12 protein-coding genes are annotated in these 12933 nt (G+C 34.6%); 3 read left to right on the top strand and 9 right to left on the bottom strand.

The window, feature by feature from the left end; translation table 11 throughout:
• Positions 1–39: 39 nt before the first annotated feature.
• The 3 genes from B3P23_RS15515 to B3P23_RS15505 form a co-directional block, all read right to left on the bottom strand.
• Positions 40–2376 (bottom strand): TonB-dependent receptor, encoded by a 2337-nt coding sequence (locus B3P23_RS15515; protein ID WP_293927796.1) that lies wholly within the window; start codon positions 2374–2376, stop codon positions 40–42.
• Between the two features lie 141 nt (positions 2377–2517).
• Entirely contained in the window at positions 2518–3360 is an 843-nt protein-coding gene (locus tag B3P23_RS15510; RefSeq protein WP_293927793.1) for an alpha/beta hydrolase, read from the bottom strand.
• A gap of 4 nt (positions 3361–3364) precedes the next feature.
• The gene (locus B3P23_RS15505) at positions 3365–4246 is read right to left on the bottom strand and encodes a hypothetical protein (protein ID WP_052627450.1); all 882 of its coding nucleotides are present in this window, start codon (positions 4244–4246) and stop codon (positions 3365–3367) included.
• Positions 4247–4304: 58 nt separating this feature from the next.
• Between B3P23_RS15505 and B3P23_RS15500 the strand changes: the two genes are divergently transcribed.
• Both B3P23_RS15500 and B3P23_RS15495 read left to right on the top strand, forming a co-directional pair.
• The gene (locus tag B3P23_RS15500) at positions 4305–5219 is read left to right on the top strand and encodes a DUF4377 domain-containing protein (protein ID WP_045752344.1); all 915 of its coding nucleotides are present in this window, start codon (positions 4305–4307) and stop codon (positions 5217–5219) included.
• Positions 5220–5290: 71 nt separating this feature from the next.
• Positions 5291–6040 (top strand): isocitrate lyase/PEP mutase family protein, encoded by a 750-nt coding sequence (locus B3P23_RS15495; RefSeq protein ID WP_293927789.1) that lies wholly within the window; start codon positions 5291–5293, stop codon positions 6038–6040.
• A 179-nt stretch (positions 6041–6219) separates the two neighbouring features.
• Here B3P23_RS15495 and B3P23_RS15490 read toward each other — a convergent pair whose 3' ends face one another.
• Positions 6220–6744 carry a TlpA family protein disulfide reductase gene (locus tag B3P23_RS15490; protein ID WP_293927786.1) on the bottom strand — a complete coding sequence of 175 codons (525 nt, stop codon included), beginning with the start codon at positions 6742–6744 and terminating at the stop codon, positions 6220–6222.
• Between the two features lie 237 nt (positions 6745–6981).
• On the opposite strand from B3P23_RS15490, the gene B3P23_RS15485 reads away from it, so the two are divergent.
• A complete protein-coding gene (locus tag B3P23_RS15485; protein WP_045752336.1) occupies positions 6982–7440 on the top strand; it encodes a MaoC family dehydratase in 459 nt (152 codons plus the stop codon).
• Positions 7441–7488: 48 nt separating this feature from the next.
• Here B3P23_RS15485 and B3P23_RS15480 read toward each other — a convergent pair whose 3' ends face one another.
• From B3P23_RS15480 to B3P23_RS15460, 5 genes are all read right to left on the bottom strand, one after another.
• Positions 7489–9066 carry a hypothetical protein gene (locus B3P23_RS15480; RefSeq protein ID WP_293927783.1) on the bottom strand — a complete coding sequence of 526 codons (1578 nt, stop codon included), beginning with the start codon at positions 9064–9066 and terminating at the stop codon, positions 7489–7491.
• Positions 9066–10127, bottom strand: coding sequence for an HlyD family secretion protein (locus B3P23_RS15475; RefSeq protein ID WP_248754265.1), 1062 nt, complete (start codon positions 10125–10127; stop codon positions 9066–9068). Before B3P23_RS15475 ends, B3P23_RS15480 begins: the two co-directional genes overlap by 1 nt.
• A complete protein-coding gene (locus B3P23_RS15470) occupies positions 10128–11426 on the bottom strand; it encodes a TolC family protein (RefSeq protein WP_248754266.1) in 1299 nt (432 codons plus the stop codon).
• Positions 11427–11850: 424 nt separating this feature from the next.
• On the bottom strand, positions 11851–12162 hold the full coding sequence (locus tag B3P23_RS15465) for a zf-TFIIB domain-containing protein (RefSeq protein WP_248754267.1): 312 nt from the start codon (positions 12160–12162) through the stop codon (positions 11851–11853).
• A gap of 312 nt (positions 12163–12474) precedes the next feature.
• Positions 12475–12840, bottom strand: a complete 366-nt coding sequence (locus tag B3P23_RS15460; protein ID WP_045752340.1) for a PEGA domain-containing protein — start codon at positions 12838–12840, stop codon at positions 12475–12477.
• Positions 12841–12933 lie beyond the last annotated feature (93 nt).

Genomic DNA, 12933 nt, shown 5'->3' with positions numbered 1-12933 from the left:
CATTGTCATGAGTTCTAGTGATCCATGATCATTGGATCATTAAAATTTAAAATTCCAGGTTACAGAAGGAATTACTCCAAAAAGTGCAATCCGATAAGCTTCTGTAATATTTGGATTATCTTCATTTTCTCTGAAATCAATGAGATATGCATTTTTTCTATTATATGCATTGTAAAGCGCAAATGACCAAGAAGACGAATATCGTTTATTTAACTTAGCACCTGGATCGTAGGTTGCAGATATATCTAATCGATGATAGTTGGGCATCCGGTAACTGTTACGATCCGTATAATAAAATAATGTTTTGCCATCGACTTGATACTTTCCAGAAGGAAATGTAACTGCATCACCGGTGTAGTACACAAAGGTTGATCCTAAAGTCCATTTCTCCGTTAACTTATACATTGCAACTAATGCTACATTGTGGGTTTTATCTTGTCGTGCATTGAACCACTTTCCACCATTAATCTGATCAAATTGACGCTCACTTTTTGATAAGGTATAACTCAACCATCCGGTTAACTTCCCTTTGTTTTTCTTCAAAAACCATTCTATACCATAAGCTCTACCTTTACCAAATAGAAGTTCTCCATCCAGCATTTCATTTGCTTGTAAATCTGCGCCATTTTTAAAATCGATCTGATTTTTCAGATCTTTATAATAGGCTTCTACCGAGGCTTCATACTTGGCGTTGTCGAAGTTTTGGAAATATCCCAATGAAACTTGATTGGCCAGTTGTGGTTTTATATTATTGGAACTCAGTACAAATTGATCTGTTGGAAGACTTGATGTTGTATTGGTTAACTGGTGCAAATTTTGAGAATTTCGATTTAAAGATGCTTTAATACTTTGATTTTCATTAAACATATAATTTAATGATAGTCGAGGTTCCAAAGTAAGGTAATTTTGAATTACATCATTTTTATCATATAGGGTTTTTGCCGTTTGATTTCCATCTGCATCGAAACTATAGATGGTGCCCGGGCCCAACATACTGTAATTGTTTATTCTTAAGCCATAAAGTGCTTTGAATCTATCTGAAAGCGTCCACTCATCAGATATGTAAACTGCGGTCTCTAATCCTTTTCGGGGTTCAATTTCAATGGTATTAACGGCAGACCCCTCTCCTCCATACAGACTAGCAGGACGTATGGTCTGAGCAGATGCTTGTAATCCAAATCTAATCTGATGATCGTTATTGGGATAGTATTGAAAGTCTTGCTTTAAGTTTAAATTTTCAATTTTAGATGTGATCTTAAAATTTGAATTGTCTTCAACATTCACATTATAGTTAAAGTCGCTATAAATAAATGTGGTGTTGCTAAACAACTTATTGTTCCAAACATGATTCCACCGTACTGTTCCAGTGGCATTCCCCCAATTGAAATCAAATAAATCACTATAAGCCATGGCATCTTTGCCAAAGTAACCAGATAAAAACACGGAGTTCTTATTATCAAAACGGTAGTTTACCTTAGCGTTGAGGTCATAGAAAAATAATTTGCTTTTATTGATATCTTCATCCTTTGATAGTTTTAAAAATAAGTCAGCATATGTTCTACGTCCACTGATCATAAAAGATCCCTTATCTTTAACTATAGGGCCTTCTACTTTTAACCTTGAAGCGATCAATCCAATACCTCCTTCTACACCGAATTTTTTGTTATTACCATCAATCATATTAATATCCATAACGGAAGACACCTTGCCCCCAAAATGGGCCGGCATACCTCCTTTATAAAAATTAACATCTTTGATTGCATCCGAATTAAATGTAGAGAAAAAACCAAAAAGGTGTGATGCATTATACACGGCTGCTTCATCCAATAAAATTAGATTTTGATCGCCACCACCACCACGGACATAAAAAGAACTACTTCCTTCGCCTCCACTGGTAACACCTGGTAATAGTTGAATGGTTTTTAACACATCTTGCTCACCAAAAACAACAGGAATATTTTTAATATCTTTAATTTCCAACTTTACCAATCCGGTCTGCACACCCGAAACATTTCCAATCTTTCTTCGACCAGATACGACAACCTCTTCCAACTTTCGTCCAGCAGGTGTAATATCTACGTTTAATACACTATCACGATCGATATCCAAAGTGAATATACGTTCATCAAAACCAACATAAGATATGGCAATAGACTGGCTACCTGACGGCAACTGAATTGAATAAAAACCATAATTATTGGTTCTTGCGATCTGACTGGAATTAAGATCTCGCACGACCGCACCTATAAGTGTCTCTCCATTTGCAGCATTCTTAATATATCCCGAATACTGAAATTTACTTTGTGCAAAAGTGAAAGAAAAATTAAAGAAGAAACAGAAAAAAATAAAAAGGATAGGTCTTAGTAATCGTGACATTATATGAAATTAGTGATTTTTACCAAAGATAAAAAAAGCCTTGTGGTTAGCAAGGCTTTATGTCATTAAGTTTATAATAAATTAATAAAGATTTCAGTATTACAAATTTATATCATTTATTCAAAATAGCCAATTATTTATTTATTTTTTTTTGAACTCTACTTTTTTAGTAAAAAATTCATTGAAAAATGCCATTTGATAAACGATTGATTTTGACCAGTAATCCCAGTTATGTGCTCCTGCACGTGTCATAAATGTATGAGCAATATTGTGATAATCCAATTTATCGTGTATGGCCAGATTCACTTTATAAAAGAAATCTTCTTTACCGCAATCTATGATTAATTCTAAGCGATTTGGTTCAAGTAAATGGATCAAATTAATAACTGATTTTGCTTCCCATTCCATCGGTTGACTGGAGTATGTGTCAATCCTATTTCTAATATTCCAATTCATAGGAAAAGGGCGAATATCTAAACCTCCAGAGGTACTTCCTGCAGCACCATATGTCGCTTGATGGTTGATAGCTAAGGTCATCGCTCCATGTCCTCCCATACTTAAACCAGTTATCGCACGTGCCGAGCGATCTTTCTTTGTTGCATAGTGTGTATCTATATAATTGACCAATTCTTGACTCACAAATGTATCGTACTGGTAGTTTTTATCACCTGCTATATCCCAATACCAACTGTCAAAGCCTCCATCAGGACATACGACAATATAATTATAGATGTCGACAAGTTTCTTGATTTCTGGAGCATTATTGACCCAGTTATCATATCGGCCACTATAACCATGTAGCAGATATAATACTGGATATTGTGCTGCTTTATCATACTTATCAGGAAGCACAATAACTGTTTTGATTCCTTTTGACATACTTTTACTTTCGATACTTAACGTATCGACTGTTGCAGCTTGGATACCACTGCAGATAAGGACGAAAATAAGGCTGATCAGCCAATACTTGATACTTTTGTTCATTATATTATCGTTTTTCAAAAAAATAAAGATATGATTTTAATCCAAATGGACGTTCACTTACGGTGTAAAATCCCTCACCTTCCAGACCAAAGGCAATAGCCTCCCCTTGCGACTCAATTTCATAAGGAATTGAGACAGGTTTTTGAGATAAAGTCTGCTCAATTGACCCACCCCTTCTTCTTTTCCAATAAAAAATTTGCGTGAGATTTTTAATCAAAATAGCGTCTCCCGATGGACTAATATCTGAAGAAGTTACAAAAGTAAAGGGTAATTTCTGCACGGGTGTCAGCATGCTAAAGTTCTTTTTACTGTTGCTAAATACAGTTGCTGTATATACGGTAGATTGAAAGTCTCTTTTTGAAACGATATAAAGCTGATGATCGATTGGGTCAACAAATAAGGCTTCTGCATCTCTTGGCCCATCTTTATATCGTAACGTAACGGTACGAATATCATCCTTTGGAATGGAGACCAATTGATCCCCATCCTTATAAACAGGTTCGGGAAATATATGCAATTTAATATTTTTACGGCGAGCTCGATTATCACCTATATCTGCTAAGATTAAAAATGATTTTCCTTTGATCATGACTCGCCCTATATCTTCACAGTCTTTTACTTGAATAGACTCCAATTCATAGGTACAAACTAATTTGCCTTTCTTATTGATCAAATAAACACGCGCATCATCACCGCTATCGTTATGTACCCAAAAATAAGAAGATTGCTTTGCATTGATAATTCCTGACAATTCACTTAACTGTTTATCGACAATTTCACCCAAAGCGACCTGCGGTTTAAAGATTTGCGGATTTAGTTGACTATACCCAATGTGAAATTGTACGAACAAAAAGTAAAAAACAATAACTTTGTTTAAGTGATTCATACCTTAAAAGTACAATATTTTTTAATGATACACCGTTTTCTATTTACAAATGAAGCATATGATCAAATTCTCGGCACTATTACTTTTGTTCCTTACCACCATAGGTTTTACGTCATCCGCTCAAACCAATGATTTCACAATTAAAATAAAAAGTGGCGTTCCACACGAGCAAGCATTACAAGTTAAATATTATAACAGTATAAACTGGGAACCATTTTATGCTCATATTGAGTCTTTTACTTATGACCCGCATTATAACTATGAACTACGTGTAAGAAGAATAAAGCTAAAAAATGCGGAACTTAATAAACCCAGCTATCGTTATTCACTGTTAAAAATAACACATAAATCATTAACAAAAGCTGAACGGCTTGAGATGGAAATCAATGACAAACGCGTAGATTGCCAAGGATCTGGACAGATGAAATGTTTAATGGTAAAATTTAATCGAAATGACAAATGGGAATATTTTTACGATCATATCAATGGATTTGACTATAAAGAAGGGTATACCTACAACATAATCGTTAACCGCACAAAGCTAGAAAACCCTCCACAAGACGCTTCGGCATATCAATATGATTTAGTGAAACTAGTAAATAAAACTATAACCAACACAATATCTTTACCCACCGCAGCTGCATTTTTATCAAAATTTAAATGGAAATTAATTAGTCTAAATGGAAAAGAAGTATCCAAACACAATGCATTTCTCCTATTTGATGCACATAACGGTCGTATTTCAGGTAACTCCAGCTGTAATAATTTCTTCGGGCCATTTGTCATAAGTAGTAATAAAATTTCATTTCCCAATCTAGGCACTACCATGCGTGCTTGTATGGGAGAAAATATCGAAGCAGACCTATATCAGGTACTTGAGAGCAAAGATCTGCACTATGATATTGCTGAACAAACTTTTAATCTCTATATTAAAAACAAGCACGTCGCTATTTTTGGACTTTCTGAAAAGTAAGCAAATGCTTTTACTGTTGTTTGACAAACAATTTCATAGGATGATATGTTTTACAATAAAAATAAAACGATATGTCATATTCGAAATTTACAAAACTACATCAACAGAATGATATTCTTATATTAGGAAATGTGTGGGATGCACAGAGCGCAAAAATTGCAGAGTCGTCGGGATTTCAAGCATTAGGAAGCTCTAGTCACGCGATAGCCAACTCACTTGGTTATGCCGATGGAGAGCAGATCCCTGTAGATGACTTACTATTTATGATCGAGAGAATTGTGAAATCAGTCAAATTACCTGTTTCTGTAGATTTTGAATCCGGTTATTCGGATGATCCTGATCAAGTAGCTAAGTATGTCAAGCAATTAACAGATCTGGGTGTTGTGGGAATTAATCTTGAAGATGGAAAGGTTGTTAAATCGGTACGTAAACTGGGAAAATCAAACCTGCTCGCCGATAAAATTGCGGCAATTAAAGCAATGACTAAAAATGTATTTATTAATGCTAGAACAGATACCTACACGACCAAACACGAGAGTGCACTTGAAGAAACTATAAAAAGAGCACAAATATATAGTCAAGCGGGTGCAGATGGTCTATTTGTCCCCTTAGCAGAAAGTAAGGAAGATATTGAACAGATAGTCACTGCAACAACATTACCGCTCAATTTATTTTTAACGGACAAGCTTCCAAAAGCCGCAATTTTGGGAGAAATTGGTGTGAAGAGATTGAGCCACGGGGCGAAAATATATGAATATTTAGTTGCTAAAAACACCAAACTATTTCATGATTTTCTGATTAATCCAAAGCTTCCAAAATAATATTTGATACCTCCGAAGGTTCTTAAAGGAGCAAGGTTCTTAATTCAACAATTTTTATTTATTAAATATTATACTTCCTTCAGAAAGAGATAAACTTACTGAAGGCAGTATAATATTGAATAATTGTAAAGCCGCAAGTAAGTTGACCACGTGGTGTATCTTACAACGAAAATGACATCTTACAATTCTTCGCTTAACTGCTGTAAAGCTTCTTTAAACTTGATCGATTTAAAATTCATGGCTCCTACATGCTTATTCACCAAAAATCCTTTTTTATCTAATATAATTGTTGTTGGTATAGAACGGGTAGCTAGATCTTCGGGAAGTGGTGAATTAATTTGATAGACTGGAATACTATATTTTCTTTTCTCCATAAAACGTATCGCTTTATTCATACTCCGGTCCATGTCTACTGCCATGAAAACAATATTTTTATTGCTTTTCAGCTCTACATATAATTGATTAAGTGCCTGCATTTCTGCTATGCATGGAGCACACCATCTCGCCCAATAATTGATCACTACTACCTTTCCTTTTAAATCTTGTAGATTGATCTCAATACCTGCATGATTTTGAAATAGTACATCATACATTCCTTTTGATGTGGGCAATGTATCTGCTATACCATCTGAGTCTATAAACGATGAGAAAAACAATCCAGCTGCCATGATAATCCAACTTAAATTTTTCTTATATACTCGCATATTACTTTAGATAATCTCGTACTAAAAATAGGAATTTTTAATCGCATTACCAGCATCAGCTGACGTCCATCGTCCTTGCGCACTAGGATCAAATGCAGCATGTTACAAAGTAGATTTAATTTTTATACCCTTTTCATTAAAGGATCATCTAATTTTATTATATATTCGCTATATTGAAATAAAAAAACTGTCTCAGGTAGCAAGAGTGGTCACTTTCAACTAACATATCAAATTTATATGGTTACAATAAACAATTACGAAGACTATAAATCCTATGAGGGTAAACTCTTGGGATTATCGCAATGGCATAAGATCGATCAGAAACAAATCAATAGTTTTGCTGATGCAACATTGGATCATCAATGGATCCATGTCGATAAAGAAAGGGCAGAATCTGAAGGACCTTTCAAATCGACTATCGCTCATGGATATTTGACACTTTCACTAATACCTTACCTCTGGAAACAGATTGCCGAGGTAAAAAATGTGAAGATGGAAATTAACTATGGTATCGAAAATTTAAAATTTGGTCAAGCCGTATTAGTTGATAGTGAAGTTCAGTTACAAGCAAAAGTAAAATCGGTTAACAACCTAAGAGGTGTCATCAAAGTTATTATAGAAGCAACATTATTGATCAAAGATCATGCGAAACCTGCCTATGTCGGTGATGTCGTGTTCCTTTATCATTTTATGTAATATTTAAAAACGCATTCATACTTTAGCATAGGTATGAATGCATTTTTATTACGCTGGTGAAACTATATTTTGTTTAAGTTTTTTATACATGTTTTTTAACGTTGGAGATAAAAAAATGATAATTAATATACAGATACTTATGAAGGACATCAATTCATAATAATCCATAGCATAACGAACGAAAGATTGATTCTTGACACGCTCCGTTACTAGCTTTACCGCAGTAGCCTGTTCACGAAATTGAAGACCATTTTCCAGTAGTTTAGTGGCTTCTTTATCAAAATATGATTGTAAAATAACATTGTTTCGTTGCAAATAGTCTTGAAATATCTGTTGATGCTGATTACTTTCAAATAATTTGAAGAAATTTTGCAAGCCGATGCTACAGGTGTACCCGAAATACCGCGCTGCCAGACATATCGCTGCTGCCGAAACGGCAAAATGAGGCTTAACGCTTGCAATCGTAAATAATATAGTCGGTACCATGATTAGTCCTACGCCTATCCCATGTAGACAAAGGGGAATCCAGAAATAATAATCATTGCCTTTACTTTCAAATGAAAAGAACATGATCTGATGAAATGTTAGCAAAAAGCAATAACCAAGAATCCAGATCCATTTCACAGATCGATGTGCAAGGATCCAGTACATAGCACATAAAACTCCTATAATAATTCCCAACATATTAAACCACTGCATATACGAAAGATGGATCGGATCCACCTTGAGTACCTGTAGAAAATATTGATTGGATACTGATAGGGAAAATCGTTCTATGTACATCATATAGAGAATCAGTAATCCTAGAAGAAATCGACGATTCGAAAAAATAGAAATTTTGATATAGACTCGTTTTAATGTCATTTGACGCAGAACAAAACATACTAAAAATGCGATTCCTATACCTAGTGCTAGTTGCATGTGCGCATCCCAGAACCAATATACTTCTTGACCATACACCATCATGTAACCAAAAGCAATAATGAGACCGCTGAAAAAGATACAACTTGGCCAATCCAATGAAAATAAAGGATAAGGTTTTACGTGGCGTATGGAGGTCATTGAGATGAATACCAACAGCAGACCTGGTAAAAAAGCCAAAGCGGCATAGAGGTATAATTCATCAAAATTAAATGAATCTATAAATTCTGCAGTTACAAAACTGTTAAAAGGGGAACTACAGAGTAGCATTCCAAAAAAAATGGAATAACTGACTTCTTTAGCCCGCTCGCTGTTTAAGCGTGAAAATATCATCGATATGGAGAGATTAACAGCACTTGCAAACAGCATGCCCTGGATAAAACGTAAGCCATAGACCCACGTAATATCGGTAATACGATACATCAAATAACAATTCAAAATCTGCAATAGATTGAATATAATATAATACTGCTTAACAGGAAAAAAGAGAAAAAACCGACGTTCTAAGATGTAAAATCCAACAAATCCGGCATAAAACAGAATAATCAAAAATTGTACATCACTGGGTTGGGAACCATAGTACCCCGCTGTAACCTCCACATTGGCTCCTGGTAAAAAGAATAAAACCATACTCGGCATTAAACAGCTGAATAAAATTAATTTAATAAGCCATTCTGGAACCCATTGCTTAAATATTGATTTCACTATTTCTTATGTTTAGCAATAGATACATTGACATTCATTCCCGATCGTAAGACTTGTTCACCTTGTTTTTTATCTAATTCAATTCGTACAGGAATGCGCTGTACGATCTTTACAAAATTGCCGGTAGCATTATCTGGTGGTAGTAAAGAGAATGACGATCCAGTTGCAGGAGATATTGAAATAATTTTACCCTTAAACACTCGGTCTGGGTAAGCATCGGCGATGACTTCTACTTGATCATGAATATGTAGAAAACGCAACTGTGTTTCCTTAAAATTTGCTGTTACCCATGTCGGTGTTTCTGCGTTTACTATAAAACCCAATACTTCGCCTGAGCTAATCATTTGTCCTTCTTCAATACTTCGCTTACCGATCATACCGTCATATGGAGCACGGACTATTGTATATCCGACATCCAAATGTTTGCGTCCAGCAGCAGCTGATAATCTATTTTTCTCGGCATTCACTACTGTTTTCTGAACTTCGACATCATGCACCCGCTCTTGTGATGCTTGCAGTTTATGTTGCAAAGCTGCCAATTCACTTTTATAAACGTCCAAAGTCGCTTTTACGGCCTCCAGTTGCTGTGCAGTAGCAGATTTCTCTTCATAAAGAAATTCATACCGATCAAACTCCAACTGCTGCTTAGTGACACGGGCTTCGTTGGCTGCAATAGATTTTTTCAAAGATTCATGCTCCTCCATCAAAATGTGTTTTTGACTACTCAAAACATTCATTTCTGCATGTTCCTTATAAACCGAAGCATTCGCCTGATCTGCCTCATATTTATATTCGCGGTTATCAATAATTAGTAAAGTATCGCCACGTTTTACAATTTGATGGTCTTGGTAATGTACAGAGACTACATAGCCCCCTATTCTAGAAATAATGGGATTAATATATTGTGTTACCTGAGCATCATTGGTATAAGCATAATTGAGTCTTATCCATAAAGTACGTACTCCCCAAAATAATAGCGCACACAAAACAAAGACAGCGATCCAATTGGTAGCTGTTGTCAACTTAGCATCGGTCAATAACCAACGAGATTTAGGTTTCATTTAAATAGTACCTTTTAAAAATTCAATAAAATAATAGTGCTTTTGTATGGCGATTTTAGCAGTTTCTAGTTCAAACAGGGTTTTGAGATACTCCATATCTGCATCTAGCAAATCAGTTACCAAAGCAGATGACTTGAAGTACCTATTTTTGATAATACGTGCATTCTCTTTAGCGAGACCCACATTTTTGATACATACATCACGCTGCACACAAGCTAATTTGTAATCTAAATGTGCTTGCAGTAATTGATTTTGGATCTGCTCCTGTTCCAGGTGATGTCTTACCTCCTCGCGTTCCAAAGAAATCTTTGCCTCTTGTACGATATGTTTATTGCGATAAATGGATGAAATTGGAATTTTTAATTTAAGCCCAACAATTCCTAGATTGTACCAGCTATTATTGTAGGGATAAAGCATGATCTGGGGGTTCGCAAATGTAAAATTTCCTATCAAGGACAATTCAGGAAGGTAATTTGCTTGTGACTGTTTAATCGCAAGTTGTTTTAGCCTAATTTCTTGTTCTGACTTTTGAAGGCTAAAAGCGTGGTATTGAGCAAATGACCAGGCATCATCGTAACTTTCGACCGTAAGCTTAAAATCGTGAGGAATCGGAATAATCTCAGCGTCAACATCAATAATGAATTTTAACTTCTGATTTAATGCTTGGATATCGTGAGCAATTTGAACGAGCAAGAGTTCACGCTTAGAAAGTTCTAGCTCCATACGCAATACATCACTATGTAGTACCACACCTGAATGATACAGATTATTAATTTCTTGTAATTGTGCCTTTTGATCCCCGATATCAGATTCAATAAGTTTTTTATCCATATAAGATCTTTCCAGAGCTAAGAATAGGTTACAGACATCTAATTTGATACGTGCTTTATCATTTGCCCATTCAATTGAAGCTAGCAGCTCTTCTAATCTTCGAGATTCAATTTTCATTAAATCTTTATGTCCATTATATAGATTTAAATAAAAATCAACTCCTGTATCGTATAAATAATGGATTACATCGTGTTGACTAGGTTTATTAAAAATGCCTTGATCATATATCGGCATATTGGTTGCATAACTTGCAGACCCTCGTAATGAAATTTCAGGGAGTAACTCCATTCGTTGCTGTTTGACAGCTAAATCGCGTTCTTCAATTTGCAAACGAGATTGCTCTATTTGCTTGGAATTCAGTAATGCTTTACTGATGATGTCATCCAAAGAAGTTCTTAAAGTATCAGATGCCTTTGCACCTGAGATAGCAAATGATAACAACCCAATTGTTAAAATCCGCTTTACCATTCTGGTAATAAATATCACTTTTGTATCTATAAAAATTTTGCGTTGCAAACATAGAGACTATTTCGATAAATAATTTCTTCACAATTGCCAATATATTATGCATAAAAGACAAAATTAAATAAATACAAGTGCTTTAGATCGATTTAAGACAAACGAGAATGTGTAATATATTCTTTTAAAGAAAATATAATTCAATATTAGAAATAAATAAAGTTATATATGTGACTTGTTGATCATTATAATCGATAATAAATAAAATAAGGTTTGTTAAATTCAATAGAATTTTAACAAACCTTATTTTATAATTACTAATTAGGTGTAAATCGTTCAATTTGAACAATACTACTTTTTGGACATCGTTGCGACATTGTGTTTATATTTGACTCTGAAACAGTTGTACCGCAGCGTGCTTAACATTTAAACCTTAATCAAAATCAAAGAAATCAGAAAGAAAGGATTTCTTCTTTTTAGGATATTGTTGGTGTTTGTGCTGTGTATCGTGATGATCTCCACGATAATTTTCTCTATAATCGGATCTTTCGCTATGTTGCTGTGTGCGGAGAGGACGATCTTCATAACCAGTGGCAGAAACTTTATTTTGATCCGCAGCGTATGACATTAACTTATCCAGCTCTCCCTTGTCTAACCACACGCCTCTACAGATTGGGCAGTAATCTATTTCAACTTGATGACGCTCTGTCATCAATAGCGTTTCGTTACAATTTGGACATTTCATATTTTTCTTTTTCTAATTTTCCAATCAATTAAAGAGCAATTTAATCAAATTAATGGTCTACTTATCTACTCCTAACTAGTTTTCACATTATTTAACAAGAACCATGATGCGATCAGATTGTATTCAATTCAAAAACCTACAAAAATATGGTACATGTAGGATAAAAGTTAAAAAAAAGTGTATCAAGTAATGATTTACAACTGTTAGTATGTTAGCTTAAAGCTATATTAAAACAAATAACCCTGTCGCAAAGGATAAAAAATAAAATCCGTACAACAGGGTATATATGGGTAGTCATCGTGTCAACGATCTTTACTTTTGAGGATCCAACGTTATCTCGTAAACTTTAGGGTCATATTTCATCATTGCACCAGTAGCAGCGTCTACACCCCAACCAATTATCCCAATAAAATTTAAAACAGAAACTGGATTAAAAGTAGTTTCTGGCTGAAACATTTTAAATTCATATCCCTCTTTCTTTAAGGTTACTGTTTGGCCACTAAAACCTTTCTTAAGTCTAACCGCTACAGGTGTTATTCCTCTATCAAGTCCATCAACTTCGACTTTAGCCCCCTCTGGAAATGTTTTTATGGTCACTGTCTGTTTGGTACCTGTAAAAAGAGTCGCGCAAGAAGTGAGTGTAACAATTGACAATGATAATAGTAAAATTCTTTTCATAATATGCTTTTTAAAATAAAACACAAAGATATAAAACGAAATTAATTATTGTTAAAATAATTAATAATTCATTCAAATAAATATCACAATATT

Origin of the sequence: Sphingobacterium sp. UBA6320 (genome assembly GCF_002440335.1) — a bacterium.
Lineage (GTDB): Bacteria > Bacteroidota > Bacteroidia > Sphingobacteriales > Sphingobacteriaceae > Sphingobacterium.
The sequence above is the reverse complement of the archived record's forward strand: the minus strand, read 5'-3'. Positions and strand labels throughout refer to the sequence as shown.